This window comes from Bradyrhizobium sp. USDA 3240 (assembly GCF_054063295.1).
Map to the genome: position 1 here is coordinate 2,043,889 of NZ_JBSSGD010000002.1, position 26,598 is coordinate 2,070,486.

Here is a 26,598-nt window from a genome sequence, read left to right on the forward strand (position 1 = left end):
GCGCTTTCGAGCCAAGTGGGCACCGGTTCGCGTCAAGAAAACGCGTCAAACAAGAATCTAGCGCATTTGATGCGCTAGGCCTTCAGCGTCTCGAGGAACCGGACCGGCTCGCGCGGTCGACGGCGTCGTGACCTCGCCCTGCCACATCACCCGCTTGCCGCGCACGAAGGTGCCGACCGGCCAGCCCTGCACCCGCACACCGTCATAGGGCGTCCAGGCTGCGCGCGAGGCGATCCATTTGTTGGTGATGGTCTCGCTGCGCTTGAGATCGACCACGGTGAAGTCGGCATCATAGCCCGCCGCGATGCGGCCCTTGCAGGCCATGTTGAACAGCCGCGCCGGCCCCGCGCTGGTGAGGTCGACGAACCGTGCCAGCGACAGCCGACCCGCGTTGACGTGATCGAGCATCAAGGGCACCAGCGTCTGCACGCCGGTCATGCCCGACGGCGAGGCCGGATAGGTCTTGGCCTTCTCCTCCAGCGTATGCGGCGCGTGGTCCGAGCCGAGCACGTCGATGATGCCCTGCTCGACACCGTACCAGATGCCCGCGCGGTGATCGGCCGAGCGCACCGGCGGATTCATCTGCGCCAGCGTGCCGAGCCGCTCGTAGCACTCCGGCGCGGCCATGGTGAGGTGGTGCGGCGTCGCCTCGCAGGAGGCGACATCCTTGTGGTCGCGCAGATACAGAATCTCTTCCTTGGTCGAGATGTGCAGCACGTGGATGCGCTTGCCGGTCTCGCGCGCGAGATTGACCAGCCGTTCGGTCGCCATCAGCGCCGCGGTCTCGTCGCGCCACACTGGATGCGAGCGCGGATCGCCCTCGATCCGCAGCGGCTTGCGCTCGTTCAGGCGGTACTCGTCCTCGGCATGGAATGCGGCGCGGCGCCGGATCACCTGAAAGATCCGCCGCAGACTCTCGTCGTCCTCGACCAAGAGCGCACCGGTGGAGGAGCCGATGAACACCTTGACGCCGGCGCAGCCCGGCGCGCGCTCGAGCTCCGGCAGGTCCCGCACGTTCTCGCGGGTGCCGCCGATGAAGAACGCGAAGTCGCAATGCATGCGATGGTGGCCGCGCTTGATCTTGTCGGTGAACGCCTCTTCCGTGACGGTCAGCGGGTTGGTGTTCGGCATTTCGAACACGGCGGTGACGCCGCCCATCACGGCGCTGCGCGAGCCGGTCTCGAGATCTTCCTTCTGCGTCAGCCCGGGCTCGCGGAAATGCACCTGGGTGTCCATCACGCCGGGCAGGATGTGCAGACCCTTGCAGTCGATCACTTCGCCGGCCGAGGCCTGGCCGAGCGAGCCGATCGCGGCGATGCGGCCATTCGTGACGCCGATATCGCGCACGCCCTCGCCGTCCTGATTGACCACGGTGCCGGATTTTAGAATGGTGTCAAAATGCTGATTCATCGGTCCTCGGCGCCCGCTTTCGGGTGTCGCGCGGGCCTTGTTCGGTGCACTGTAGCGCCTTAGCTTGGCTGGGGATATCCGCGCGCCGCGCGTTTCCCAAGGAACTTGGAAAAAGAGCCAATTTTGCGAATGAAAGCAGCGTTTCTTCCAGATCGGGGCGTGATCAAGGTCTCTGGCGAGGACGCCCGCAACTTCCTCAACGGCCTCATCACGACCGATGTCGAGCAGCTGGCCCCGGGACAGGCCCGGTTCGGCGCGCTGCTGACGCCGCAGGGCAAGATCATCGTCGACTTCCTGATCACCGAGATACCCACAGGTCATGGCGGCGGATTCCTGATCGACGCGCCGCGCGCCCTCGCCAAGGGGCTTGCCGACAAGCTCGGCTTCTACAAGCTGCGCGCCAAGGTCGTGGTCGAGAACCTCTCCGACAGCCTCGGCGTGCTGGCCGCCTGGGATGGCGAGCCGCCGGCGATCCCCGATCTCGCTTTCGCCGATCCGCGCAACCCGGCGCTCGGCTGGCGCGTCCTGATCCCGGAAGATCTGAAGCAGAAGCTCGGCGACCTGATCGGCGCCGATCTCGTCGACAGCAGTGCCTATGAGGCACATCGCATCGCGACCGGCGTGCCGCGCGGCGGGCTCGACTTCATCTATGGCGACGCCTTCCCGCACGAGACCAACATGGACCGCCTCAACGGCGTCGATTTCGACAAGGGCTGCTATGTCGGCCAGGAAGTCGTGTCGCGCATGCAGCATCGCGGCACGGCGCGCACCCGCACAGTGAAGATCATTCTCGACGGCCCCTCCCCCGAGACTGGCGCGACGATCCAGGCTGGCGACAAGCAGGTCGGCACCATGGGCTCGACCGCCGGCGACAAAGGCCTCGCGCTGGTGCGCATCGACCGCGTCGCCGACGCGATCGACGCCGGCCTGCCGCTGACAGCAGGCGGACTTGCGCTTCACCTCGCCGAGCCGGACGCTGTCCGCATCACACCCAAACAGACCGTTGCATGAGCCGTACCGCACAACTGCATCCCGACGGCAAGACGCGCTGCCCGTGGCCGGGCGAGGACGCGTTCTACGTCGCCTATCACGACAATGAATGGGGCGTGCCGGAATACGACGACCGCGCGCTCTACGAGAAGCTGATCCTCGACGGCTTCCAGGCCGGCCTGTCCTGGATCACGATCCTGCGCAAGCGCGACAACTTCCGCAAAGCCTTCGACGATTTCCAGCCCGAGAAGATCGTGCGCTACACCGACAAGAAGGTGCATGCGCTGATGAACGACGCCGGCATTGTTCGCAACCGCGCCAAGATCGAGGGCACGATCGCGAGCGCGAAGGGCTATCTGGAGATCATGGACAAGGGTCCCGGCTTCTCAAAATTCCTATGGGACTTCGTCGACGGCAAGCCGAAGGTCAATCAGTTCAAGACCACCGCGAGCGTGCCCGCCTCGACGCCGGTCTCGATCAAGGTCTCCAAGGAGCTCGGAGCGCGCGGCTTCAAATTCGTCGGCCCCACCATCGTGTACGCCTTCATGCAGGCGACCGGCATGGTCAACGATCATCTCGTGACCTGCTTCTGCCACGAGGCCTGCAGCGGCAAGCTCCGTACACCGCGGCTCAAGAAGAAATGACTGCGCGTCGATCGACCGAGACCACCCGCGCTTGGCAGCGAATGTTGTCGGGGCGCCGGCTGGACCTGCTCGACCCGTCGCCGCTCGATATCGAGATCGTCGACATCGCGCATGGACTGGCGCGGGTCGCGCGCTGGAATGGCCAGACCTCTGGCGCACACATCTTCTCGGTGGCCCAGCACACGCTGCTGGTCGAGGCCGTGATGCGCCAGCAGACGCCGCGCGTCGATATCAGCCATCGCCTCGCCGCACTGCTGCACGACGCACCGGAATATGTCATCGGCGACATGATCTCGCCGTTCAAGGCGGTGCTGTCAGGCGAATACAAAGCGGTGGAGAAGCGGCTGCTGTCGGCGATCCATATCCGCTTCGGCCTACCGGCGGTGCTGGCAGACGAGATCACCCAGCAGATCAAGGCCGCCGATCGCGGCGCCGCCTATCTCGAGGCGACGCATCTGGCGGGGTTTTCGCAAGCCGAAGCCAGGCGGCTGTTCGGCCGCGATCCGGAATTGCCGGAAGCCACCGAGCGCGACTATCTGACGCCATGGAGCGCAGCAAGGGCCGAAAAGCAGTTCCTCGAGCGCTTCAAGGCATTGCACGCGCAGTAGCTTCGCGATGCGAGATACGGCTGGTTTTCTAGTTTGACGTTTCGCAACCAGACCAAGGCTTCGGCTCTGGCAGGGCGACGAGAAGGTGAACCATCTGCCGCCGATATTCGGAATCTTGGCTAGCGCGAACAAAAACCGCCCAGCCGGGGCATTCCATACACGTAACTTGCTCGCCGCTTTCGAGAGTCGCGTAGCTCTGCACTGTTTGCAGACAGAATTCGCAACGCCTTGGTTCTCTCTGACTCATCGCACCCGCCCGTGTTCGGCCAAGATCGCCGCCCCAACTATAAGCGCAGAAATGGCCAGCTCAACGACGCACCAATTCGGATACTAAGCGCGTCATCGGTTGCGCTGCAATACGAATCGCGCGCGCGACGCCACGTGCCTTTGCCGACCCGCAACCAGCCGTTATAATCGGGCGCACCGATAACCAAGGACCATCATGCTTCACGTTTGCTCGCTTGCCGCGCTCTCCGACACGGTTCGTGCCACCGGCGCCAGCCATGTGCTGACCGTGATGGCCAATGTCGACCAGGTGCAGCGGCCGCCCTCCGTGCTTCCGGCCAACCATCTGAAGGTGTCGATGGATGACATCGTCGAACAGATGGACGGGTTCGTGGCACCCAACGAGACCCATATCGAGCGAGTGCTGAGCTTCGTGCGTGGCTGGGATCGCCGCGCGCCGATGGTGGTGCATTGCTACGCCGGCATCAGCCGCTCGACCGCAAGCGCATTCGCCACCGTCTGCGCGCTCAATCCGCACCGCGACGAAATGTCCATCGCCCGGCTGATCCGCGAGGCCTCGCCGATCGCCGCACCCAACCGCCTGATCGTCAGCCTTGCCGACAAGGCGCTGGGGCGCGAGGGCCGGATGCTGCGCGCGCTCGATGCGATGGGCCCCGGCAGCATGAGCGTCGAGGGCCGGCCCTTCCACATCGATCTGGACTAACGCGGCCTACCACGCCCGAGCGCTTGAACTTCCAGTCCGCTCAACTGCACTACTAGGTTGCGACGGGCGGCCGGCTAGCCGATGGTCCGGCGCGTCCTGCCGGAGGCCCGATGTTCGATTCGCCGTTCGATTTCCTCACGCTCGTCATCGCCATTGTCGCGATCATTTTCGCGCGCAAGGCGCTGAGCCAGATTGCGGTGCTGCAGCGCCGGCTGGATGCGGTCGAGGCCGCGGGCGTGTCCGCCGCGCGGACGGCCGTGCCGCCACCGCTGGCGCCGCTCGAGGCGTTCGAACAGACGCTACCGGCGGCGCCTCCCATCGCGCCGCCGCCGCTGCCCGAAGCGGCCGCGAGCGAGCCGGATGCGCATGCAGAGACAGCCGCGGCAGGCGCCGCGCCACCGCCGCTGCCAGAACCACCCGCCCCGCCGCCCCCGGCGCCCGGCTTCGAGGAGACGCTCGGCACGCGCTGGGTGGTGTGGATCGGCGGCCTGACGCTTGCGCTCGGCGGCTTCTTCATGGTGCGCTATTCGATCGAGGCCGGGCTGCTCGGCCCCGGCGTGCGCACGCTGCTCGGTGGATTGTTTGCGCTCGCTTTGCTCGGCGCCGGCGAGTGGACGCGGCGCAAGGAAAGCATCTCCAACATCGCAGCACTGCCGATCGCCAACATTCCGGCGATCCTCACCGCGGCCGGCACCGCAGTGGCGTTCGCCACCGTCTACGCCGCCTATGCGCTGTATGATTTCCTCGCGCCGGCAACCGCCTTCATCCTGCTCGGCATGGTCGCGCTCGGCACGCTCGCGGCCGCGCTGCTGCACGGGCCAGCGCTGGCGGGGCTCGGCATCGTCGGCGCCTTCGTTACGCCGATCCTGGTCTCGTCCGACAAGCCGGACTTCTGGTCGCTCTACATTTATCTCGCCATCGTCACCGCGGCAGCGTTCGGCCTCGCGCGGATCCGGCTGTGGCGCTGGCTCGCGGTCACGACGATCGCGTTCGCGTTGTTGTGGACCTTCCCCTGCCTGCAATGCGGGCCGGAGATGATCGCGCCGCACGTCTTCCACGTCGTCGCGGGCTTCGTGCTGGCGGCGCTGCTCGTGGTCTGCGGCTTCATGTTCGGCCCCGACGGCGATGGCGAGGAGATCGAGCCGATCTCATCCGGCTCGCTCGCGGCCTATCTGTTTGGTGCGATGCTGATCGTGCTCAACAGCGCGCATGCCGACAGCGCGATGATCGGCTTCGCGCTGCTGACGGCAGGCAGTCTCTTCGTGGCCTGGCGCGCGCCGGCCGCTGCCGGCGCGATCGCCGCCGCGTCGGCCTTCGTCTTCATCGTATTCGGCGAGTGGGCTGTCCGGCGCAACGTCGACATGCTGGTGCTGCCGGGCGGTGCGATCCCGGGCATCGGCCCGTCCGCGACCGACGGCTCGGTCTCGCTGCATCTCGTCACCGCTGCGCTGTTCGCGTCCGCCTTCGGCATCGCCGGTTTCCTCGCGCAACTGCGCTTTGCCACCACGAAGATCACAGTGACCTGGGCCGCGGCGGCCGTGTTCACGCCGGTCGCGCTGCTGGTCGCACTCTATGCACGTATCGCGCATCTCGATCGCTCGATCCCGTTCGCGATCCTCGCCGTGCTGCTCGCAGCCGCCTACGCGGCCGCGACCGAAGCACTGACCCGGCGCGGCGAGCGACCGGAGCTGTCGCCCTCGATCGCGCTGTCGGCCACCGGCGCCCTCGCCTCGCTGGCGCTGGCGCTGACCTTCGCGCTCGACAAGGGCTGGCTCACCATCGCGCTGGCGCTGGTGTCGATGGGCACTGCATGGCTTTCGGTGCAACGGCCGATCCCGTTCCTGCGCTGGCTCGCCGCGATCCTGGCCGGCATCGTGGTGCTGCGGATCGGCTACGAGCCGCGCATCGCGGGCGACGCCGTCGGCACCACGCCGATCTTCAACTGGCTGCTGTGGGGCTATGGCGTTCCGGCACTGTCGTTCTGGGCGGCAAGCCATTTCCTGCGCCGCAATGGCGACGACGTCCCGCTGCGGATGGTCGAATCCGCCGCCATCCTGTTCACGGTGCTGCTCGCCTTCATGGAGATCCGCCACGCGGTCAATGCCGGCGACGTCTATCGCGACAGCGCCGGACTGACCGAGGTCGCGTTGCAGGTCGGCGTGACGCTTGCGATGGCGATCGGGCTGGAGCGGCTGCGGCTGCGCAGCGGCAGCATCGTCCACAATGTCGGCGCGGTGCTGCTGACCGCGTTCGCAGGGCTTGCCAGCCTGTTCGGGCTGCTGGGGCTGGAGAACCCGATGCTGTGGTGGCAGGACGTCGGCGGCAGCTTCATCAATCTGCTGCTGCTCGGCTATGCATTGCCGGCCGTGCTGGCGCTGCTGTTGTCCTACGCGGTGGCGGGGCATCGTCCCGCAAGCTACGCCAACACGATCGCCGCCGGCGCGCTGGTGCTTGCGCTCGCTTACGTCACGTTCGAAATCCGCAGGCTCTATCACGGACCGGTGCTGACGCGCGGCGAGACCACGGGCGCGGAGCAATACACCTATTCGATCGCCTGGCTGATGTTCGGCGTCGCGCTGCTCGGCATCGGCATCGTCGTCAACTCAGAGCGGGCGCGGCTCGCCTCCGCTGCGGTGATCGGGCTTACGATCCTGAAGGCATTCCTGGTCGACATGTCGACGCTGTCAGGTGTCTACCGGGCGCTGTCGTTCATGTGCCTTGGCATCGTGCTGGTCGCGATTGGCTGGCTGTATCAGCGGATCCTGTTCCGCAGGCGGGCCGCTCCGCCTGTGCCGCAGGCTGAGGGTTGAAGTTAGTCGTCCTGAACGGCGAACGCCTCAGTCGACGGATTCGGCAACCAGCCGAATCCTGAACACGGGCTTGTGGCTCTCGTCGAGCAGTTCCATGTGCCATTCGCTGTCTTGCTTCATGTTGCGCGAAATGCTGCCAAGGAAATTGCCGCAGACCTTGGTCATCTCGGCCCAGGCCACGTCACGGCTCTCAAACTCCGTCGCGTGGTCGGACGCACCAGCGTAATCGCCATCACTGATACGGAAAAAATACTGCGCCATATGACTACTCAAATCGGTGTCCTCGTCATCCCGCCTGTCGGCGAACGCTAAGGTATTGAGTAGCTATCAACGCGTGGCGACCGCCATCCGTATGACTACGGCTCGGCAGCTATTCCCGCTAGCGCGCAGATGAAACGTTAGTCAGTGGAGCGACGTAGTTCCGGCGCGCTCTCGACCTTGGCGGGCTCGGCCTTGACCGGCTCGAGCTTAGCCCTTTCGACCTGCGGCGTCTCAACGCGCGACACTTCGGTCGGCGAGGCATCCGCGGATCGGGTGCGCGGGTGCAGCGAGCGCGGACGCGCCACCGCGCGTGCCATTAGCATCTGCTGGCCGCCCTGGTGATGGAAATCGCAGTAGGCGAAGCCCATGCCGGAGACCGAGCCGCGGAAGGTGCGGTCGTCCTGCTTGTCGAGATTGAAGCACGGCTCGAACGGAATGCCCTTCAGCGAGGCGCACACGCTCTGACCGCGGATTTGCAGCGTATTGCCGGGCAGGCGCACGTGGCGGATCGGTCCGGAGCCGGAGAACTGGATCGAGCCTGTCGCGCCCAGATCGTCGAGGATACGGCCGGCACCCCTTGTGCCGTCGAAACAGGTGAAGGCGAACACCTTGCCCGCGACGAACTTGCGGGCCTCATCGGCGTTCATGCTGCCTGCGAATGCCGGCACGACCATCGCTCCGGCCGTGACGGCCCCCAACACCAAACGCGCAAGCATGAGCTACTCCACTTACGAGCGCGGGCACCCGCTCCTTGTTGAGCATGATCCCCGCACCGACGCTTCTCGACGTCTGCGCGAGGACACCCGGCCCCCCGGGATCATGCCGCAAGTCTCTTTACCCGCTGCTTACCATACCAACCGTGGCAACATTGGAGCAGCTTGGTTGGTAAAGTCTGAACGTCCTCAGACTATTTTTACCACGATGCGGCCGCGGACCTGGCCATCGAGGATTTTCGCGCCATAACCCATGACATCGTCCAAGACGATTTCATGAGTGATATCAGCCAGTTTTGCCTTATCCAGATCGCTGGCAATACGCCGCCAGGCGGTCCTGCGGAGCTCGATCGGGCACATCACTGAATCGATGCCGAGAAGGCACACACCGCGCAAAATGAAGGGCGCGACCGACGACGGCAGGTCCATGCCGGCGGCCAGGCCGCAGGCCGCGATGGCACCGCCATACCTGGTCATCGAAAGCAGATTGGCGAGCGTGGTCGACCCGACGCTGTCGACGCCGCCAGCCCAGCGCTCCTTGGCAAGCGCCTTGGGGGCACCCGACAGTTCGGCGCGGTCGATCACCTCGGTGGCACCGAGGCCCTTGAGATAGTCGGCCTCCGACATCCGCCCGGTCGAGGCGATGACGTGATAGCCGAGCTTCGACAGCACGGCGATCGCCACCGAGCCGACGCCGCCGGCGGCGCCCGTCACCACCACCGGGCCGCTCTTCGGCGTGAGACCGTGCTTCTCCAGCGCCAGCACCGAGAGCATCGCGGTATAGCCGGCGGTGCCGACCGCCATCGCGTCACGGGCCGAAATCCCGTCCGGCAGCCGCACCAGCCAGTCGCCCTTGACGCGGGCCTCTTCCGCATAGGCGCCGAGATGGGTCTCGCCCATGCCCCAGCCGTTGCAGACGACCTTGTCGCCCGCCTTCCAGTCGGGATGGCTGGATTGCTCGACGGTGCCGGCGAAATCGATGCCGGCGATCATCGGGAAGCGGCGCACCACCGGCGCCTTGCCGGTCAGCGCCAGGCCGTCCTTGTAGTTCAGCGTCGACCATTCGACGCGGACGGTGACGTCGCCGTCCATCAATTCCGCGTCGTCGAATTGGGTCAGTGCGGCGGTGGTACCCTTGTCCGCCTTGTCGATCCTGACTGCCTTGAACGTTGCCATGATGTGCACTCCCCGTAATTCTGGTCTCGGGGAGTGTTTAACCCATCAGGCAGGCTGCGCAACCGGGCGCACGACCGGCTTTTCGACGATCGGCAGGTTGATCAGCGCCGACAGCACGCCGAACAGCACCGACAGCCACCAGATCGGCGTGTAGGAACCATACTGCTCGAACACGACGCCGCCGAGCCAAACCCCGAGGAAGCCGCCCACCTGATGGCTGACGAAGGCGAAGCCGTAGAGGGTGGAGAACCAGCGGGTGCCGAACATCAGCGCGACCAGCGCCGAGGTCGGGGGCACGCTCGACAGCCACAGCAGCCCCGAGACCGCGCCGAATGCAATCGCCGAGAACGGCGTCACCGGGAACGAGATGAAGGCCACGGTCGCCAGCGCGCGCGAGAAGTAGATCACCGAGAGCAAATAGCGCTTCGGAAAGAAGTTCTGCAGCCAGCCGACGCTGAGCGAGCCCACGATGTTGAACAGGCCGATCGCCGCAACCACCCAACCGCCGGTGGTCGCCGGAATGCCGCGGTCGGCCAGATAGGCCGGCAGATGGATGGTGATGAAGGCGAGCTGGAAGCCGCAGGTGAAGAAACCGAGCACCAGCAGCACGTAGGAGCGATGGCCGAAGGCTTCGGCGAGTGCGGTCTTGAACGACTGCTGGTCGGCGGCCGGCACGTTACCGGTCGCGGCCGGCGGCGTCGCAAGCGCGAGCGAGAGCGGCACGATCAGCAGCATCAGCGCGCTGAACACGACGAGCGCGGTCTGCCAGCCGAAATTGTCGATCATCGCAACGCCGAACGGCGCGAACAGGAACTGGCCGAACGAGCCGGCGGCGGTGCCGGCGCCGAGCGCGATGCCGCGCTTCTGCGGCGGCAGCAGCTTGCTGAACGCCGCCAGCACCAGATTGAACGACGAGCCCGACAGGCCGAAGCCGATCAGCACGCCGGCGCTGATGTCGAGCGACAATGAGGTGGTCGAGTAGCGCATCAACAGAAGTCCGGCGGCGTACAGCAAGGCGCCGACGACCATGACGCGCAGCAGGCCGAAGCGGTCGGCAATGGCGCCTGCGATCGGCTGGCCGAGCCCCCACAACAGGTTCTGCAGCGCGATGGCGAGGCCGAACACGTCGCGGCCCCAGGCGAATTCGCGGCCCATCGGCTGCACGAAGAAGCCGAGGCTGGAGCGTGGGCCGAAACTCAGCAGCGCGATCGCACAGCCACAGACGATGATGACGAGCGGCGTGCGCCAGGTGCCGGACGTCGGTCGGAGATCCCCGCTGCTAACGGCCATGTTGTCTTCCCCCGCAACTGCTGCGGGGGAACCGCCCCGCGAAACATTACGCGGAGTTAATGCATCTGCATGAAAACCCCAAGAGGCGGCGGAGAAAAATATTCGCTCGCAAGGCAGCCTTGCAGATTATGCGACTGTCATTCCGGGGGCGCGAAGCGCGAACGCGGAATCCCGGAGTTGTTTTGATACTTTCGCCCACAACGTCGGGATTCCCCGATGCGCTGCGCGCATCTGAGGTCTGACCCTACGGGCCATCCCGGAATGACGTATCAGCTGCTATCGCTTGGCGCTGGCCTGCTCGGCCGAGCTCTGGGCGGCTTCGGCGAGTTGCGCCGAGATTTTGGCGGTCTCGGCCGGGTTGCCCCAGCTCGGGGCGTCGCTGCCGTCGCCCCAGGCGCGCGGGCGATAGAAGGTGTGGACGCCGAACTTGTACGTCTTCTTCATTTCGCTGACCCAGGACGGCCGCACCCAATAGGCGTGGTAATGGGTCGAGCGATCGACTTCCGGCAGCCACAATTTGCCGTCGAGGATCGCCTTCGAGATCTTCTTGGCGCGGTCCCACATGTCGGGCTCGCGGACGACGTCGGGGATGTTGTCGCAGGCGAAGGTGAACTGACAGGCGTAGTGGCGGTTCTTGTTCTGGTAGACCACGCCGCACACCGTCTCCGGATATTTGCCGGAGAATGCGCGGTTCAGCACCACCTGGGCGACCGCGATCTGGCCGCGCACCGCTTCGCCGCGCGCCTCAAAATAGACCGCCTCGGCGAGGCACTTCTCCGACTTGGCGCGCGATTTCTCGTCGAACAGGCCGAGCCGTTCCGCCGGCGTCTTGGTGTGCTGATCGTCGGCATTGACCTCGCCTTTCGGCGCGATGCTCTCGCCCATCTCACCGGCCTTGACCGGGCCATCGGCATCGACCGGCAGTGACGCCATCACCTTCAGGTCGGGATCGGGCTGCGCCACAGGCGCCACGACGACCGGCGCCTCGCCGGGCTGCCAGCGCTCGAGATTCTCCGGCGTGCCGAGCGACGAGCCAAAAAAGAGACTGGCGGTCTTGAACGCGAACGGGTCGCGCGCATGCGTTGCATCGACGGGCGGTGCAGCGGCAGGCTTCGCGGGCACAGGCTTCAGATCGTCGAGCGGGCTGGCCTCGAGCGACATCGACACGTCGTATTGCTGCGGCGACGGCTTGACATATTGCGGCAGTGGCGGCGCACGCAGCGCCTCCTGCAATTCGGGATCGAGCGGCGCGTTGTCGGCGGGCGCGGTCGCGGTCTTCATGCCCTTGACCGACGCATTCGATGTCGCGGGATCCTCGTTCGCCGGAGCCGTGTTGGCGGGCTGTGCGGGATCGACCTGGTCGGGCCGTCCGACGACGAGACGATCGCCCTTCAGCGTGCGATCGACCTTGGGAAAATCCGATGCCTGGTAGCGCGGCGGCGTTGCTGTGATCGGATTGCGCGTCACCGTGCCGGTGATGTCGACGCTCGAACTGTCCAGCCGTGCGAGCAGGATTTGCGGATCCTGCGGCGCGGAAGTTCCGATCGGACGGCCGAAGCTGTAGGTCGCGACCTGGATGGAGCCGACCGCGGAGGCGAAGACGCGCTTCTGCCAGCGCTCGGCAACGCCGGGCTGCCGGGCCAGGAGCGAGGCAATATCCTGATATCCGAGCTCGGTCGGCATCAAGGCGAAGATGCTGAGACCGAGACCGAAGAGCGCAAGACGTGCGCCCTTCGGCTGGTTACGCGACACAAACATCGTACGCTCACGCAACGCTTACTGAGTGCAATCGAACGCGGTACATCCGCGCAGTTCGACCTTTCCCGTTGCTAACTTGTTTAGGTTGCCGCGGAGTTAATCGGCGTTGCCCGCGCGCTACACTCAAGCGATCGCAGATGCGACGCGCGCGGCATCACGCGGCTTGGTAAATGCGCAGCGCATGAAAGTCGTAAACAACAGGTCAACGGAGATGGTGAACAAAGTGTTGCAGGCCCCCTTCATTGCGAGGTGCGCCAGCGGCGAAGCAATCCACGTCACCGCAAGCGGCGCGATGGATTGCTTCGCTCCGCTCGCAATGACGATGTCTTCCGGCGGTGCTCAAACGAAAATGCCCGGGACAAGCCCGGGCATGACTTTGTTGGCCGCTGCGCGATCGCTCACGCCTGGCTGGCGATCTCCTTGCCGAGCGCGGCCTGGGCGGCTGCGAGACGCGCGATCGGCACGCGATAGGGCGAGCACGAGACGTAATCGAGCCCGACCTCGTGGCAGAACGCGACCGAGGCGGGATCGCCGCCGTGCTCGCCGCAGATGCCGACCTTGAGGTTCGGCCGCGTCTTGCGGCCGCGCGTCACGCCGATCCTGACCAGCTCGCCGACGCCGTCGCGATCGACCGAGATGAACGGATCGATCTCGAGAATGCCCTTGGCGACATAGGTGCCGAGGAAGCTCGCGGCGTCGTCGCGGCTGATGCCGTAGGTGGTCTGCGTCAGGTCGTTGGTGCCGAAGGAGAAGAACTCCGCGGTCTCCGCCACCTGGCCGGCCATCAGGCAGGCGCGCGGCAGCTCGATCATGGTGCCGACCTGGTAACTGAGCTTGACGCCGGTTTCCTTCATTACCGCATTGGCCATGGCATCGATCCGCGCCTTGACCAGATCGAACTCGGCCTTGGTCGCGATCAGCGGCACCATCACCTCGAGACCGACCGGCTTGCCGGTGCGCTTGCCGGCTTCGACGGCGGCCTCGAAGATCGCACGCGCCTGCATCTCGGCGATTTCAGGATAGGCGATCGCGAGACGGCAGCCGCGGAAGCCGAGCATCGGGTTGAACTCGGACAGTTCGCGGGCGCGGTCGGCGAGCTTGCGCGGATCGGTGTTCATGGCGCGCGCCACTTCCTCGATCTCGGCCTGGGTGTGCGGCAGGAACTCGTGCAGCGGCGGATCGAGCAAGCGGATCGTGACGGGCAGGCCCTTCATGATCTCGAACAGCTCGACGAAGTCGGCGCGCTGCATCGGCAGCAGCTTCGACAGCGCAGCGCGGCGCGACTGCTCGTCCTCGGAGAGGATCATCTCGCGCACGGTGCGGATGCGGGTCTCCTCGAAGAACATGTGCTCGGTGCGGCAGAGGCCGATGCCTTCGGCGCCGAACTTCACCGCGGTGCGCGCATCATCGGGCGTGTCGCCGTTGACGCGGACGCCGAGCTTGCGGACCTCGTCGGCCCAGCCCATCAGCGTGCCGAACTCGCCGGACAGTTCCGGCTCGATCATCGGCATGCGGCCGGCCAGCACCTGGCCGACCGAGCCGTCGATGGTGATGACGTCGCCGGTCTTGAAGGTGCGCGAACCGACGCTCATCGTGCCGCGGCCGTAATCGACGCGGATGGTGCCGCAGCCGGAGACGCAGGGCTTGCCCATGCCGCGCGCGACCACCGCCGCATGCGAGGTCATGCCGCCGCGGGTGGTCAGGATGCCTTCCGCGGCGTGCATGCCGTGGATGTCTTCCGGGCTGGTCTCGATGCGGACCAGAATCACCTTGCGGCCGTCGGCCTGCAGCTTGGTGGCTTCGTCCGACGAGAACACGATCTCGCCCGACGCCGCGCCCGGCGACGCCGGCAGACCGGTCGCCACCACGTCGCGCTTCGCGGCCGGATCGATGGTCGGATGCAGCAGCTGGTCCAGCGAAGCCGGATCGATCCGCGTCACCGCGTCCTTGCGCGAGATCAGGCCCTCATTGGCGAGTTCGACCGCGATGCGCAGCGCCGCCTTGGCGGTGCGCTTGCCGCCGCGGGTCTGCAGCATCCACAGCTTGCCCTGCTCGACCGTGAACTCCATGTCCTGCATGTCGCGGTAGTGCTTCTCGAGCTGCGTGTAGATCCGCGTCAGCTCCTTGAACGCGACCGGCATCGCGGCTTCCATCGACAGCTTGTCGGAGCCGGATTCCTGGCGCGCCTCTTCGGTGATGTCCTGCGGCGTGCGGATGCCGGCGACGACGTCCTCGCCCTGCGCATTGATCAGGAACTCGCCGTACAGCTTGCTCTCGCCAGTCGAGGGGTTGCGGGTGAAGGCGACGCCGGTCGCCGACGTCTCGCCCATGTTGCCGAACACCATCGCCTGCACGTTGACGGCGGTGCCCCAGGATTCCGGGATGTCGTGCAGCTTGCGGTAGGTCACCGCGCGCGCGTTCATCCAGGATGAGAACACGGCACCGATCGCGCCCCACAGCTGGGCGTGCGGATCCTGCGGGAAGTCGTGGCCGGTCTCCTTGGCGACCGCCTCCTTGTACTTGCCGACCAGTTCGACCCAGTCGTCGCCGGTGAGGTCGGTGTCGAGCGAATAGCCCTGGCCGTCCTTGAAGGTGTCGAGGATGTCCTCGAAGTGATGATGCTCGAAGCCGAGCACCACGTCCGAATACATCGTGATGAAGCGGCGATAGCTGTCATAGGCGAAGCGGCGGTCGCCGGAGAGCTCGGCCAGCGCTTCGACCGTTCGGTCGTTGAGGCCGAGGTTGAGCACGGTGTCCATCATGCCCGGCATCGAGGCGCGCGCGCCCGAGCGGACCGAGACCAGCAGCGGGTTCTTGGCATCGCCGAAGGTCTTGCCGGTCAGCTTGCCGACATAGTCGAGCGCCTTCTCGACCTGTGCTTTCAGTTCCTTCGGATAGGTCTTGTCGTGGTCGTAGAAATAGGTGCAGACCGAGGTCGGAAGGGTGAAGCCGGGAGGCACCGGAAGGCCGAGATTGGCCATTTCCGCGAGGTTGGCGCCCTTGCCGCCGAGCAGATTGCGCAGGGTCGCCTGGCCCTCGGCCTTGCCGTCGCCGAACGTATAGACCCACTTGCCGGCCTTGATCGCGGGCGGAGCCGCCTTTTTCGCAGCGGTAACGGCCTTTACCGGCGCCTTGCTGGCGGGCTTTGCAGCCGGCTTCGCAGTCGATTTGGCGGCGGGCTTCGGCGCCGGCTTCGGGGCGCTCTTCTTCAGCGCCTTGCGCGCCGGCGCGGCCTTCCGGGCCGGTGCCGAGGACTTTGATTTCGCTGCGGTTTTCTCGGCAGTTTTCTTGGACTTCGCGACGGCTTTGGCCATGTCAGACAACAATCCGAAAAGAGGGGTCGAAGATGCGCGCCTTACACCATTTTGGGGGGTTCCGCGCAAGCCGCGAAACCCCGCTTTCCCGCTACAGGTGCAGCCAGCGCAGCAGGCCCATTCCCACGAGCCCGACGAAGATCAGGTAGATCGCGACGATGTAGTTGAGCAGCCGCGGCATGATCAGGATCAGGACGCCTGCGATCAGAGCGACAATGTGCGGCAAATGCCCAGCGGTGATGACCATTGAAGTGTTTCTCCGGCGGTTTTTGGAGGAGCGAATCGAGCGGCAGTTTATCCGCTGCGGGGGTTTCCACATCAAGACGTCCGTCACGGCCTGCGAGTTCCCGCAACTCACGAAAATTGCTCCAAATTGCCGCGTATGTGGCGGCGGTTTTTCCGGAACATCGCCACACCAGATGCATTGGCTCGCCGTGCGCATCGGCGAAGGTCGGCGCGCGCGTCAAATGAATGGAGCGAGCCATGCGAAACAGAATACTTGCCGTTGCAGCGGTTGCTGCTGCGATCACGGTGCCGGCTGTTGCCGCACAGGCCCAGACCGTCGGCATTGTCCGCGGTGGCCCGCCGGTTGCCGTCGAGGATGACGAGGGCATTGCGGTCGAGCAGCGCCCGGCGTTCCGCGAATACATCGTGCGCGAGCGCGTGCCGAACTACGCCGTTCCGGATCGCGTCGTGGTCGGCACCGTGCTGCCGGATGCCGGCGTAACCTATTACGACGTGCCGCAACGGTTCGGCGCGACGCCCTATCGCTACACCGTCGTGAATGGCGAGACCGTTCTGGTCGAGCCGCGTTCGCGACGGATCGTTCAGGTGGTCGAGTAGCTCAGCGTCAGCATGATCGCCTGAACGAACAGTCCGGGCGCCGCGCAAGCGGATGTGCGCGCAGATCGACCGGACCAGAAAGCCCCGCCCGGCCTCCCCTCCGGGCGGGGCTCTTCTGTTCTGTCGCTGGAAATTCCAGATTCTTCTTTTGACGCGTTTTCTTCACGCGAAGCGGTACCTACTTCGCTCGAAAACGCTCTGCTGGCTTACGATTTGAGGATCGAGAGCAGCGTCGAGGTCGATTTGTAGTTCTTGATCGCGGCGTCCTGGAAATCCTGCGTCCAGTTGGCGGCCTGGCGTTCCTCCGCGCTCATCGAGGAATATTGTTTGAGGATGCCGAGGCTGAACTGGCGCGGATCGCCGGCGGACTGGCTCTGCTTCAACGCATCGAGCACCGCAAGGCGCGTCCGCGTGTTGAGTTCGTGCTTGGCCGCGAAGATCTCCTCGCCTGAAAACTTCTTGTCCTGGTTCAGCGAGATCGCCGACAGCGAGCGGTTGTCGAGCGAGGACAGGTCGGCGAGCTGTCCGGTCTTGCGGCGAGAGTCGTACACCAGTTCCTTGCCGCTCTTCGCCGCCTCGCTCTTCTGCCGATCGAGGAAGGCGCGCGCATCGCTCGCCACGCTGCCGAAATCGCGTGGCTTGCCCGTCGTGGGCGACGTGGTCCCCGCCAGCGCGGCCGCGACCGGGTCGCCTGAAATTCCCGTCGGCGCCTTGTTCGGATCCTGCTGCGTCGCCTGATAGCCTTTCAGCACCGCGGCGCGCTGGTTGGCCCAGGTCGCGGTTGCCTTTTCCTCGTCGCTGGCGCCGTCGAGATAGTCGAGCGCCGACTTGTAGCTGACGCTGTAGTCGCCGGTCAGGCGCGTGGTCGCAAGCGACGGCGCCAAGGCCTTGTCGAAGCGCTGCTTCAGTTCGGTGGCGGCGACCGCCTGCTCGTCCGGCGAGAACTTGCCACCATTGTTGGTCGAGATCGCAAACAGCGAGCGGCGATCCAGCGTCGAGAGATCAATCGTGGTCTTGCCGTCGACGATCGGCTTCTTCACGCCCGCGACCGTGTAGAGCCGATCGAGCGTGACGCGCGCGTCATGGGTGACAGTTGCAAAATCCGGCAGCGGCGCCTTGGCGAGCTGCGCGCGGGCGGCGTCCGACAGCGTGAGGTTGGTTGCAGCGCTCGATGTCGCGGGCGCCGACAGGTCGCCGGCGGTGCCGTCACCTGACAAGGTCGCCGCCAGCGAGGGCGTCGCGGCGGCCCGCGCATAGGCCGAGCCATATTGGGCGTAGGGATTGGGCGTGGTGCCGATCGAGGTCATCGGGGAGGTCCCTGCATTGGCGCGAGGGGCGATTTCTTAAGAAATCGTTGACTCGCCAGGACCCTCGCAGGGCATGGTTAATAAATTGCAAATTATTTACAGATATTTCTGGCGCGACACATCTCGCGGCGGTGGCCGCTTACCTGTCGACGACCCAGGCGTGGCGGCGCTGCGTGAAGACCGACTGCGACGGCGCCGGAAAATCCGGGTCCGCGAAGGCGCCGACCGCAACGCCGATCAGATCCGGTGCACGACCGGGCTCCCAATAGACCGACGATCCGCAATTCGGGCAGAAATGAAACACCACCGCAGACCCGCTGCCGCCGATACGGCTGTATTCGCGCGCCTCGCCCTGCGGCTCGACATCGGCGCGCGGAAAGAACGCCGCGACGCCATAGGTGCTGCCGGTTCGCTTCTGGCACTCCAGGCAATGACACAGCGATACTACGACAGGCTCGCCCTGACAGGTGACGCGGAGCTGTCCGCAGGCGCATGTCGCGAGCCGCGCCATCATCCCCTGCCCTTGCTGCCAACCAGCCGGTGAATGACCTTGCCGGACGAGGCGCTGACGACTTCCGAATCGAGCAGCAATTCGGCCACCGCAAGTTCAGCCCGCACCAGCGCGGTATCGAACGCCGCGTAGAGCCGGCCATGCGCATCGCGCGCATCGTCGCCGGCCGTGACGCGCCAGCTCAGATAGAAGATACCGCTGGGCTTCACGATGTCGAACATCCGGCGCACCGACGGCGCGATCAGTGCGTGATCGAGATGCATGATCACGGTCTCGCACAGCACATTGTCGAAACTGTCGGCGGCGATGCCGGATAGCTCGGGCAGTTCAGCGTGGGTAAAGCGCAGCGCGGGATAGCGGGTGCGAGCTTCCGCGAGCAGGCCCTCGGAGGCATCGAAGCCTTCGGCCGGAAAGCCCTTGGCATTGAGCCACGCCACCTCGCGGCCGCTGCCGCAGCCGATATCGGCGGTCGCGCCGCCCTTGATGAAGAATTGCCCGACGATCTCCTGCAGATCGACCGGCGCGGGCTGGTCGTGCCAGTCCTGCGCAAACGCCGCCGCCTCCTTGTCGTAAGCGGCGAGCGTTGCGCGGTCCATCGGTCAGCCCTCGATCCGGGAGAAATCCGCCACCGCACGCGTCGCGGCCCGGATCTCGTTGAGCAGCTTCAGGCGGTTTTCGCGCACCTTTGGGTCGTCGTCGTTGACCTTGACCTTGTCGAAGAACGCATCGACCGCGGGACGCAACTTCGCCATCGCGCTCATCGCACCGGCGAAGTCTTCTTTTGCAACCGCGGCAGAGGCCTCGGCCTTCACCTGGTCGATCGCCTTCGCCAAGGTCTTCTCTTCGTCGAGCTTGTAGAGCGCAGCATCAGGCGCACCATCAAACGTACGCTTGTCCTTCTTCTCCTCGATGGCGAGGATGTTGCTGGCGCGCTTGGTGCCCGCGAGCAGGTTCTTGCCGTCATCGCTGTCGAGGAACTTGCCGAGCGCCTCGACGCGGCGCACCACGAGCAGCAGATCGTCCTGGCCGCCGAGCGAGAACACGGCGTCGACGAGATCGTGACGCGCGCCCTGGTCGCGGAGCTGGACCTTGAGGCGATCGGCGAAGAAGGCGAGCAGATCGTTCGGCAGCGTTTCGGCGTCGGTCTTGACCGACAGTCCGAGCAATGCGGATTTGGCCGCCTTCAGGATCGGCAGGCGCAACGTGTTCTCGACGATCAGCCTGATCGCGCCCAACGCCGCACGGCGCAGCGCGTACGGGTCCTTCGATCCCGTCGGCTTTTCATCGATCGCCCAGAATCCCGCCAGCGTGTCGAGCTTGTCCGCCAACGCCACCGCGACGCTCACCGGATCGGTCGGCACGCGATCGGTCGGCCCCTGCGGCTTCCAGTGCTCCTCGCTTGCGGCAGCAACCGACGCATCCTCGCCTTGCGCCAGCGCGTAGTACTTGCCCATCAGGCCCTGCAGCTCCGGGAATTCGCCGACGACCTCGGTCAGCAAATCCGCCTTCGCGAGCCGCGCGGCGCGCTTGGTCTTCTCGATATCGGCTCCAACCAGCGGCGCGATCTCGGCTGCGAGCCGTTCGATCCGCTTGATCCGCGCGGCCTGGGTGCCGAGCTTCTCATGGAACACGATCTGCTCGAACTTCGGCAGCCGGTCTTCCAGACTGGTCTTGAGATCGGTCTCGTAGAAGAACTTTGCGTCAGACAGCCGCGGGCGGATCACGCGCTCATTGCCGGCGACGATGGTCTTGCCGCCGTCGGGCGCCTCGATGTTCGCGGTCAGCACGAACTTGTTGGTCAGCTTGCCCGTCTTGGGGTCCTTGACCACGAAGCACTTCTGGTTGTTGCGGATGGTGGCGCGGATCACTTCATCCGGGATGACCAAGAATTCCTTCTCGAACGATCCCATCATCACGACCGGCCATTCGACGAGACCGGAGACCTCATTTAACAGCACCTGGTCCTCGACCAGCTCGAGGCCCTGCGCGAACGCCAGCTCCTTGGCGTCCTCGAGGATGAGGTCCTTGCGCGCCTGCGGATCGAGGATGACCTTGGCGGCCTTCAGCTTGGCCTCGTAATCCTCGAAGCGGCGCACGCTGATCGCACCCGGCGCCATGAAGCGATGGCCATAGGTGGTCTGCCCGGCCTCGATGCCGTCGACCGAGAATTTCACAATGTCCGGCTCTTCGGTCTCGAGCCCAAAAGTCGCGGTGATGGCGTGCAGCGGGCGCACCCAGGTGAGCGCGCCTGATTTGGCCGAGCGCGCGCCCCAGCGCATCGATTTCGGCCACGGGAAGGTGCGGATAATCACCGGGATCATCTCCGCGATCACGTCGATCGCGGCCCGGCCGGGCTTTTCGATCAGCGCGATGTAAAAATCGCCCTTCGGGTCTTTTTGGATCTTCGCTTCATCCAGCGACTTGAGACCAGTCGCTTTCAGAAAGCCCTGCACCGCCGCATCCGGGGCGCCCATCTTCGGGCCGCGACGTTCGGTCTTCAAATCGGGCTGGCGCGCGGGAATGCCGTGCACCGTGAGCGCAAGCCGGCGCGGGGTCGCGAACGCCTTGGCGCCTTCATAGACTAGGCCCTCGGCGACGAGCTTGTCAGTCACCATGCGGCGCAGATCGTCCGCCGCCTTCGCCTGCATGCGCGCGGGAATTTCTTCGGAGAACAGTTCGAGGAGGAGATCGGGCATCAGACCGCCCTGCCCGTTTCAGTGTGGATCCACGCCTCGCCGCAGGCCTTCGCCAGATCGCGCACGCGCCCGATATAGCTCTGCCGCTCCGTCACCGAGATGACCCCGCGGGCGTCGAGCAGATTGAACACGTGGCTCGCCTTGATGCACTGGTCGTAGGCCGGCAAGGCCATCAGATGTTCCTTTTGATTGCCACCCGGATTCTTAGAATTCTCTTGCCAGCCGGCGGCGAGATATTTGCGGCAGGCCTCTTCCGCCATCCTGAATTGCTCGAACAGCATCGCGGTGTCGGCGTATTCGAAATTGTGCCGCGAATATTCCTGCTCGGCCTGCAGGAAGACGTCGCCATAGGTCACCTTCTCGGCGCCCTCGCGGCCATTGAAGTTGAGGTCGTAGACGCGGTCGACGCCCTGCACATACATCGCGAGCCGCTCGAGCCCGTAGGTGAGCTCGCCCGCGACCGGCGCGCATTCGACACCGGCGACCTGCTGGAAGTAGGTGAACTGGCTGACTTCCATGCCGTCGCACCAGCATTCCCAGCCCAAACCCCAGGCGCCAAGCGTCGGGCTTTCCCAGTCGTCCTCGACGAAGCGGATGTCATGGACGGCGGCGTCGATGCCGATCGCGGCGAGCGACTTCAGGTACAGTTCCTGAAGGTTCGGCGGCGACGGCTTCATGATCACCTGGAACTGGTAGTAGTGCTGCATCCGGTTGGGATTTTCGCCGTAGCGGCCGTCCTTGGGGCGCCGCGAGGGCTGCACATAGGCCGCGTTCCAGGGCTTTGGCCCCAGCGCCCGCAGCGTGGTCGCAGGATGGAAGGTGCCGGCGCCCATTTCCATGTCGTAGGGCTGCAGGATGACGCAACCCTGCTCGGCCCAGAATCGCTGGAGAGCCAGGATGAAGCCCTGGAACGAACGTTCCGGGCGCATGTGGTCAGGCAGGGCGTCCATCGTCAGCACAGGTCTCGCGAGGGGGTTTGAAGCGCGCGGGACCGTATCGGCGGCAGCCAATGGAATCAAGGCGATGGGAGTGAGATGTCATTCCGGGATGGTGCGCAAGCACCAGACCCGGAATCTCGAGATTCCGGGTTCGTCCGCTTCCGCGTACGCCCCGGAATGACCCCGGTGCTAGCCCGTCTTATTCGTCAGAGGGCGCCTGAGAGGCTGGCGAGCGTGGTGTAAAGCGCTGATGAAGCGTAGGATTCGGTTGCGAAGCCAACCCCATCACCTTCCACCGCGAACGCCACGCCCGCCATGACCGATGATACGAGTCTACCCTTCTCGTTTCCAGCCGTTCACGCCAAGAAAGTCACAGCTGCCTTCGATGGCGGTCGGCTGACCTCGAACGGGGGCGTGATGCTTCTTGCGATGGCCGAGCGACGTCTCGGTTTGGCCAACAATTTGGCCCGGGTGTTCCCGGATCGGCGCGATCCGACGCGGGTCGTGCACAGCCTTGTCGATATGTTTCGCGCTCGCATGTTCGCGATCTGCTGCGGCTACGAGGACGCCGATGACCTCGATCATCTGCGGTCCGATCCCGCATTCAAGCTGGCCTGTGGACGGCTACCAGACAGCGGTCGCGATCTGTGTTCCCAACCGACGCTGTCGCGGCTGGAGAATGCTCCCCGCCTGCGCGACGTGATCCGACTGACCTACACTTTGGTCGACGCATGGATGGATAGCTACCCGCGCGAGCCTGCATCCGTCACGCTCGACATCGATGATACCTGCGATGTCGTCCACGGCCATCAGCAGCTCTCGCTGTTCAACGCTCATTATGACGAACGCTGCTTCCTGCCGATCCACGTCTACGACACGGAGAAGAGCCGGCCCGTGGCGGTCGTGCTGCGGCCCGGCAAGACGCCGGGCGGCGTCGAGGTGCGTGCCCATCTGCGCCGCCTGGTGCGGCACATCCGCACGCGATGGCACAAGACGCGAATTACGTTCCGTGGCGACGGGCACTATGCTCGGCCGGAGGCGATGACGTGGTGCGAGAACAACGGCATCGACTACATCTTCGGTCTGTCCGGTACCAGGCCGCTCGCCAGAAAAGTCGACGAGGTCGCCGACGATATCCGCACCCGACGCGCCATCGAGAACCTAGCTGTTCTGCGCGGCTATACCGAGACGCGCCACAAGGCAAAGTCCTGGGATCGCGAACGGCGCACCGTCGCCCGTATTGAGGCGACGATGCTCGGCCTCGACATCCGCTTCGTCGTCACCAGCCTCGATGTCGGCTCGGCCGAGTGGATCTACGACAGCCTGTATTGCGCGCGCGGCCAAGCCGAGAATCTGATCAAGCTGCATAAGACACAGCTCGCCTCCGATCGCACCAGCTGCCGTTCGGCGCTCGCCAATCAAGTCCGCCTCGTTCTCCACACCGCCGCTTATTGGCTGATGCTGACCGTGCGCGACGCGATTCCCAAAGCCCGGGAATTGGCCACAGCCGAGTTCGCGACGCTGCGTCTTCGTCTCTTGAAACTCGCTGCCCGTGTCGTCGAGACCACGAGCCGCATTCGCCTTGCGTTTGCCGCGGCATGTCCCGAAGCCGACCTGATCCGCGGCTTGCCAAGCGCGCTGCTGCCGCTCGGTCCTTGACCGGCGGGGCGTCCGCCCCCCGTTCGCCCAACCTACACCTCAAGCGCGTTGCAAAGTACCGGTCGTCAGGCGGTGAAAAGCCGAAGGCAATCCCGCGCGCCTCGTCAGAGCAGATGTGCGGCCACATCAATCGGACTAAAAAAACGCACTCTCACGAATAGGACGGGCTAGCCCGGCCGATAGGCCCCGGTCACGGGGTCGCGGCGCAGGGTCTTGATTTCGCTCGCACGCGTGGGCTCGGCCACGCGGGACAATCGCGCCTCTTCCAGTTCCTGGTTGATCCGAACGGCCGTCTTGTATGCCCAGCGGACCACGGCCAGGCCACCCAGGACGCCTGCGAATGCAATCAGCGGCGGCATCGGTCGATCCTTGTCGTTCACGTCTGTCAGGCCCCCAATGGAAGGTATTCTTGCGCAAGGCGGCCTGCGCCGCAATCGCGCTTTTGGGGCAAAATGGCGCGCTCAAATCCCCGTGTTCAGAGCCCGAATCTGGCCCAAATCGCCCTTGTTTCGACCGCTGAGATCAAATCGTCCGGCAGGCTTGCCAGCCCGTCCAGCGCCGCCATCGACCCTGCCCCCGGCGCCCGCCGGCCGAGTAGGCCGGACAGCATGCCGCTTGCGGGCGCGATCACCGGGGTCAGCACCTTCTCGCCATACCGGGCTCGCAGCGTCGCGCGCAGGTCGCCGATGCCGTCGGCAAGCCCGAGGCCAACAGCGGTCTCGCCGGCCCAGTATTCGCCGGTGAACAGCACGTCGTCGGCAGCCTTCAGACGGCTGCCGCGGCTCTGCTTTACAAGGTTGATGAAGGTTGCATGGATCTCGCGCTGGATCGACTTCAGCCGGGCGACGTCATCGGGGTTCTCGGGGAGAAACGGATCGAGCATCGCCTTATGGCTGCCGGCTGTGTAGAGCCGCCGCTCGACCCCGATCTTCTTGATCGCCTCCTGGAAACCAAAGCTGCCGCCGACCACACCGATCGAGCCGAGGATCGACGACGGGTCGCAGTAAATCTCGTCGCCGGCACAGGCGATCATGTAGCCGCCGGAGGCCGCGACGTCCTCCGCGAACACCAGCACCGGCAGCTTCTTCTCGGCGGCCAGTTGCCGGATGCGCAGATAGATCTGGCGCGACTGCACCGGCGAGCCGCCCGGCGAATTGATCACCAGTGCCACCGCCTTGGCATTCCGAGTGCCAAAGGCGCGCTCCAGCATCTTGGCGACGCCCGCGAGCGACATGCCGGGCCGCAGCGGCGTCACCGCGCCGATCACACCTGACAACCGCACCACCGGCACCACGGCCATGCCGCGCCGGAAACGTGCCGGCAATATTCCCTGCACGCGTTCGAGCCATCCCGAACGTCCTCCAGAATGCCCCTGGCGATCACTTGTTTGTTCACTCATGCCGTTACCTCGAATTAACCACTTTTTATCACGCCAGTGTCATTGGATTTCGTGGAACGCGTTTTGCATTTTGTCATTGGGGTTGCAACGCGCGGGCGGAGAGGAAACCATGAAGATCTACCTGCTGATTTTGCTGATCGGTACGCTCCTCACGGCGATCCACTTCACATCCAGGCCTGAACGCCAGTCAGAAACGGCCCCGCAGTAACTTTGTGCCAATGCCGATGCGGGCAGCGCCTGCCCGTTAGCGCCGCGCCAGCGGCAATTCTCCCTTTCCAGCCAAAATCTCCTGCACCCATTTATTGGGCACACCTGACTCTTCATTGAGCAACAGCGCGGCATGCAGCCGCGTCGGCGCCCGGCCACCCTTGGTGGCCCGGACCAGGATTCGGATCGCCGGCGACGTCGCCTCGCCGTGAACCGGCAGGATCTCGAGGCTGCCAAAGCCGCGATCCAGCGCAGCCAGCACCTCGGCAATCCCGTCGGCCCGCCAGATCATCGCAAGCTGCCCGTTCGACTTGAGGATCCGCCGCGCCACGTGAACCCAGGCTGCGAGCGTCGTCGCGGTCGCGACATGGGCGCGCTGCCGGACGCCGTCCGGCGAGCCACGGTGCCTGGTGGAATCGTTGAACGGCGGGTTCATCAGCACGACGTCGGCGCTGTCGGGCGCCAGTCCGGCGTCATCGAACGCTGAAGCGCCGGCCTCGACATCGAGCACGATCACCTCGGCCATGATCGCGTTGGCGCCGGCGTTATTCCGGGCAAGCTCGGCCAATGCGGGGTCGATTTCGACCAGAACCAGATCGATCCCGCTGACCCGCCGCGCCACCGAAAGCCCGGCGGCGCCGACGCCGGAGCCAAGATCGACGACCCGGTCGCCTGATCGCGCCGGCGTCGCCGCGGCCAGCAGGATCGCGTCGTGGCCGGCGCGGTGGCCGCTGCGCGGCTGCCGCAGCCGCAATTGCCCGCCGAGGAATCCGTCTTCGGTGATCTCGGCGGCCGGAGACTGGTTTCTTGACGCGTTTTCTTGACGCGAACCGGGGCCCACTTCGCTTGAAGACGCCCTAGTCATCGGCCCGCAATTCGTGGCCCAGGCCGGCATCGGTCAGGAGCTGGCGGGCCTCGTGGTTGTCGTCCTCATGCACCAGAATCCGCCGCGGCAGCACGCCGAGCGAGCCCTCGATGATGCTCATGTTCTGGTCCAGCACCAGATGATGGATGTTAGCGCTGTCGAGCAGCGCTCCGACGGCGGAGACCAGCACCACGTCATTGGTCCGTACCAATTCCCGCAAAACCCACTCTCCTCTCCGCCCGGCTGTGCG

23 protein-coding genes and 1 pseudogene are annotated in these 26,598 nt (G+C 65.2%); 7 read left to right on the top strand and 17 right to left on the bottom strand.

The annotated features are described in order from the left end of the window. Nucleotides 1-74: 74 nt before the first annotated feature. Nucleotides 75-1,410: pseudogene (locus ACVIGA_RS10510) on the bottom strand (dihydroorotase). Nucleotides 1,411-1,539: 129 nt separating this feature from the next. Here ACVIGA_RS10510 and ygfZ point away from each other — a divergent pair. The 5 genes from ygfZ (at nt 1,540) to ACVIGA_RS10535 (ending at nt 7,411) form a co-directional block, all read left to right on the top strand. Next, the gene (ygfZ, locus tag ACVIGA_RS10515) at nt 1,540-2,421 is read left to right on the top strand and encodes a CAF17-like 4Fe-4S cluster assembly/insertion protein YgfZ (RefSeq protein WP_456666325.1); all 882 of its coding nucleotides are present in this window, start codon (nt 1,540-1,542) and stop codon (nt 2,419-2,421) included. Then, the gene (locus ACVIGA_RS10520) at nt 2,418-3,044 is read left to right on the top strand and encodes a DNA-3-methyladenine glycosylase I (protein WP_456666326.1); all 627 of its coding nucleotides are present in this window, start codon (nt 2,418-2,420) and stop codon (nt 3,042-3,044) included. Before ygfZ ends, ACVIGA_RS10520 begins: the two co-directional genes overlap by 4 nt. Continuing rightward, complete coding sequence (locus ACVIGA_RS10525; protein ID WP_456666327.1) at nt 3,041-3,652, top strand: YfbR-like 5'-deoxynucleotidase; 612 nt, start codon at nt 3,041-3,043, stop codon at nt 3,650-3,652. Before ACVIGA_RS10520 ends, ACVIGA_RS10525 begins: the two co-directional genes overlap by 4 nt. A gap of 442 nt (nt 3,653-4,094) precedes the next feature. Then, nucleotides 4,095-4,601 (top strand): tyrosine phosphatase family protein, encoded by a 507-nt coding sequence (locus ACVIGA_RS10530; RefSeq protein ID WP_106320504.1) that lies wholly within the window; start codon nt 4,095-4,097, stop codon nt 4,599-4,601. A 110-nt stretch (nt 4,602-4,711) separates the two neighbouring features. Beyond that, nucleotides 4,712-7,411, top strand: a complete 2,700-nt coding sequence (locus ACVIGA_RS10535) for a DUF2339 domain-containing protein (protein ID WP_456666328.1) — start codon at nt 4,712-4,714, stop codon at nt 7,409-7,411. A 27-nt stretch (nt 7,412-7,438) separates the two neighbouring features. Here ACVIGA_RS10535 and ACVIGA_RS10540 read toward each other — a convergent pair whose 3' ends face one another. The 7 genes from ACVIGA_RS10540 to ACVIGA_RS10570 form a co-directional block, all read right to left on the bottom strand. Further along, a complete protein-coding gene (locus ACVIGA_RS10540) occupies nt 7,439-7,672 on the bottom strand; it encodes a DUF6894 family protein (protein ID WP_223975311.1) in 234 nt (77 codons plus the stop codon). A gap of 137 nt (nt 7,673-7,809) precedes the next feature. Beyond that, entirely contained in the window at nt 7,810-8,388 is a 579-nt protein-coding gene (locus ACVIGA_RS10545) for a hypothetical protein (RefSeq protein ID WP_223975309.1), read from the bottom strand. Nucleotides 8,389-8,574: 186 nt separating this feature from the next. Further along, the gene (gene acuI / locus ACVIGA_RS10550) at nt 8,575-9,561 is read right to left on the bottom strand and encodes an acrylyl-CoA reductase (NADPH) (protein ID WP_456666329.1); all 987 of its coding nucleotides are present in this window, start codon (nt 9,559-9,561) and stop codon (nt 8,575-8,577) included. Nucleotides 9,562-9,606: 45 nt separating this feature from the next. Further along, on the bottom strand, nt 9,607-10,851 hold the full coding sequence (locus ACVIGA_RS10555) for an MFS transporter (protein WP_456666330.1): 1,245 nt from the start codon (nt 10,849-10,851) through the stop codon (nt 9,607-9,609). Nucleotides 10,852-11,127: 276 nt separating this feature from the next. Then, complete coding sequence (locus tag ACVIGA_RS10560; protein ID WP_456666331.1) at nt 11,128-12,609, bottom strand: cell wall hydrolase; 1,482 nt, start codon at nt 12,607-12,609, stop codon at nt 11,128-11,130. A gap of 398 nt (nt 12,610-13,007) precedes the next feature. Then, nucleotides 13,008-15,923: a pyruvate, phosphate dikinase gene (ppdK, locus tag ACVIGA_RS10565; RefSeq protein WP_456666332.1), complete on the bottom strand. Its 2,916-nt coding sequence runs from the start codon at nt 15,921-15,923 to the stop codon at nt 13,008-13,010. A 91-nt stretch (nt 15,924-16,014) separates the two neighbouring features. Then, nucleotides 16,015-16,170 carry a DUF3096 domain-containing protein gene (locus ACVIGA_RS10570; protein WP_080891118.1) on the bottom strand — a complete coding sequence of 52 codons (156 nt, stop codon included), beginning with the start codon at nt 16,168-16,170 and terminating at the stop codon, nt 16,015-16,017. A gap of 236 nt (nt 16,171-16,406) precedes the next feature. On the opposite strand from ACVIGA_RS10570, the gene ACVIGA_RS10575 reads away from it, so the two are divergent. Next, on the top strand, nt 16,407-16,766 hold the full coding sequence (locus tag ACVIGA_RS10575) for a DUF1236 domain-containing protein (protein WP_223975299.1): 360 nt from the start codon (nt 16,407-16,409) through the stop codon (nt 16,764-16,766). A 206-nt stretch (nt 16,767-16,972) separates the two neighbouring features. On the opposite strand, the gene ACVIGA_RS10580 is transcribed toward ACVIGA_RS10575, so the two are convergent. The 5 genes from ACVIGA_RS10580 to ACVIGA_RS10600 all read right to left on the bottom strand — a co-directional run bounded on the left by ACVIGA_RS10580 (nt 16,973) and on the right by ACVIGA_RS10600 (nt 22,230). Next, nucleotides 16,973-18,073: a hypothetical protein gene (locus tag ACVIGA_RS10580; protein WP_456666333.1), complete on the bottom strand. Its 1,101-nt coding sequence runs from the start codon at nt 18,071-18,073 to the stop codon at nt 16,973-16,975. 139 nt (nt 18,074-18,212) lie between these two features. After that, nucleotides 18,213-18,584, bottom strand: a complete 372-nt coding sequence (locus ACVIGA_RS10585) for a GFA family protein (RefSeq protein WP_456666334.1) — start codon at nt 18,582-18,584, stop codon at nt 18,213-18,215. Then, complete coding sequence (locus tag ACVIGA_RS10590; RefSeq protein WP_456666335.1) at nt 18,584-19,180, bottom strand: class I SAM-dependent methyltransferase; 597 nt, start codon at nt 19,178-19,180, stop codon at nt 18,584-18,586. The genes ACVIGA_RS10585 and ACVIGA_RS10590 overlap by 1 nt, the downstream gene beginning before the upstream one ends. Before the next feature lie 3 nt (nt 19,181-19,183). Then, entirely contained in the window at nt 19,184-21,280 is a 2,097-nt protein-coding gene (gene glyS / locus ACVIGA_RS10595) for a glycine--tRNA ligase subunit beta (protein WP_456666336.1), read from the bottom strand. After that, entirely contained in the window at nt 21,280-22,230 is a 951-nt protein-coding gene (locus tag ACVIGA_RS10600; protein ID WP_456666337.1) for a glycine--tRNA ligase subunit alpha, read from the bottom strand. The genes glyS and ACVIGA_RS10600 overlap by 1 nt, the downstream gene beginning before the upstream one ends. Nucleotides 22,231-22,533: 303 nt before the next feature. Here ACVIGA_RS10600 and ACVIGA_RS10605 point away from each other — a divergent pair, with 303 nt between their 5' ends. Next, the gene (locus tag ACVIGA_RS10605) at nt 22,534-23,877 is read left to right on the top strand and encodes an IS1380 family transposase (protein ID WP_456666119.1); all 1,344 of its coding nucleotides are present in this window, start codon (nt 22,534-22,536) and stop codon (nt 23,875-23,877) included. Between the two features lie 167 nt (nt 23,878-24,044). Here the strand turns inward: ACVIGA_RS10605 and ACVIGA_RS10610 are convergent, their stop codons facing one another. From ACVIGA_RS10610 to ACVIGA_RS10625, 4 genes are all read right to left on the bottom strand, one after another. Then, nucleotides 24,045-24,236, bottom strand: a complete 192-nt coding sequence (locus ACVIGA_RS10610) for a hypothetical protein (RefSeq protein ID WP_223975290.1) — start codon at nt 24,234-24,236, stop codon at nt 24,045-24,047. A gap of 116 nt (nt 24,237-24,352) precedes the next feature. Then, entirely contained in the window at nt 24,353-25,276 is a 924-nt protein-coding gene (locus ACVIGA_RS10615; protein ID WP_456666338.1) for a S49 family peptidase, read from the bottom strand. Nucleotides 25,277-25,520: 244 nt separating this feature from the next. After that, on the bottom strand, nt 25,521-26,324 hold the full coding sequence (locus tag ACVIGA_RS10620) for a tRNA1(Val) (adenine(37)-N6)-methyltransferase (protein WP_456670780.1): 804 nt from the start codon (nt 26,322-26,324) through the stop codon (nt 25,521-25,523). A gap of 16 nt (nt 26,325-26,340) precedes the next feature. Beyond that, nucleotides 26,341-26,568 carry a putative signal transducing protein gene (locus tag ACVIGA_RS10625; RefSeq protein WP_092116072.1) on the bottom strand — a complete coding sequence of 76 codons (228 nt, stop codon included), beginning with the start codon at nt 26,566-26,568 and terminating at the stop codon, nt 26,341-26,343. Nucleotides 26,569-26,598 lie beyond the last annotated feature (30 nt).

Bases quoted from the DNA above. Each gene is read 5' to 3' on its own strand.
- ygfZ (WP_456666325.1), top strand. From the start codon at position 1,540: ATGAAAGCAGCGTTTCTTCCAGATCGGGGCGTGATCAAGGTCTCTGGC.
- ACVIGA_RS10520 (WP_456666326.1), top strand. From the start codon at position 2,418: ATGAGCCGTACCGCACAACTGCATCCCGACGGCAAGACGCGCTGCCCG.
- ACVIGA_RS10525 (WP_456666327.1), top strand. From the start codon at position 3,041: ATGACTGCGCGTCGATCGACCGAGACCACCCGCGCTTGGCAGCGAATG.
- ACVIGA_RS10530 (WP_106320504.1), top strand. From the start codon at position 4,095: ATGCTTCACGTTTGCTCGCTTGCCGCGCTCTCCGACACGGTTCGTGCC.
- ACVIGA_RS10535 (WP_456666328.1), top strand. From the start codon at position 4,712: ATGTTCGATTCGCCGTTCGATTTCCTCACGCTCGTCATCGCCATTGTC.
- ACVIGA_RS10540 (WP_223975311.1), bottom strand. From the start codon at position 7,672: ATGGCGCAGTATTTTTTCCGTATCAGTGATGGCGATTACGCTGGTGCG.
- ACVIGA_RS10545 (WP_223975309.1), bottom strand. From the start codon at position 8,388: ATGCTTGCGCGTTTGGTGTTGGGGGCCGTCACGGCCGGAGCGATGGTC.
- acuI (WP_456666329.1), bottom strand. From the start codon at position 9,561: ATGGCAACGTTCAAGGCAGTCAGGATCGACAAGGCGGACAAGGGTACC.
- ACVIGA_RS10555 (WP_456666330.1), bottom strand. From the start codon at position 10,851: ATGGCCGTTAGCAGCGGGGATCTCCGACCGACGTCCGGCACCTGGCGC.
- ACVIGA_RS10560 (WP_456666331.1), bottom strand. From the start codon at position 12,609: ATGTTTGTGTCGCGTAACCAGCCGAAGGGCGCACGTCTTGCGCTCTTC.
- ppdK (WP_456666332.1), bottom strand. From the start codon at position 15,923: ATGGCCAAAGCCGTCGCGAAGTCCAAGAAAACTGCCGAGAAAACCGCA.
- ACVIGA_RS10570 (WP_080891118.1), bottom strand. From the start codon at position 16,170: ATGGTCATCACCGCTGGGCATTTGCCGCACATTGTCGCTCTGATCGCA.
- ACVIGA_RS10575 (WP_223975299.1), top strand. From the start codon at position 16,407: ATGCGAAACAGAATACTTGCCGTTGCAGCGGTTGCTGCTGCGATCACG.
- ACVIGA_RS10580 (WP_456666333.1), bottom strand. From the start codon at position 18,073: ATGACCTCGATCGGCACCACGCCCAATCCCTACGCCCAATATGGCTCG.
- ACVIGA_RS10585 (WP_456666334.1), bottom strand. From the start codon at position 18,584: ATGGCGCGGCTCGCGACATGCGCCTGCGGACAGCTCCGCGTCACCTGT.
- ACVIGA_RS10590 (WP_456666335.1), bottom strand. From the start codon at position 19,180: ATGGACCGCGCAACGCTCGCCGCTTACGACAAGGAGGCGGCGGCGTTT.
- glyS (WP_456666336.1), bottom strand. From the start codon at position 21,280: ATGCCCGATCTCCTCCTCGAACTGTTCTCCGAAGAAATTCCCGCGCGC.
- ACVIGA_RS10600 (WP_456666337.1), bottom strand. From the start codon at position 22,230: ATGGACGCCCTGCCTGACCACATGCGCCCGGAACGTTCGTTCCAGGGC.
- ACVIGA_RS10605 (WP_456666119.1), top strand. From the start codon at position 22,534: ATGACCGATGATACGAGTCTACCCTTCTCGTTTCCAGCCGTTCACGCC.
- ACVIGA_RS10610 (WP_223975290.1), bottom strand. From the start codon at position 24,236: ATGCCGCCGCTGATTGCATTCGCAGGCGTCCTGGGTGGCCTGGCCGTG.
- ACVIGA_RS10615 (WP_456666338.1), bottom strand. From the start codon at position 25,276: ATGAGTGAACAAACAAGTGATCGCCAGGGGCATTCTGGAGGACGTTCG.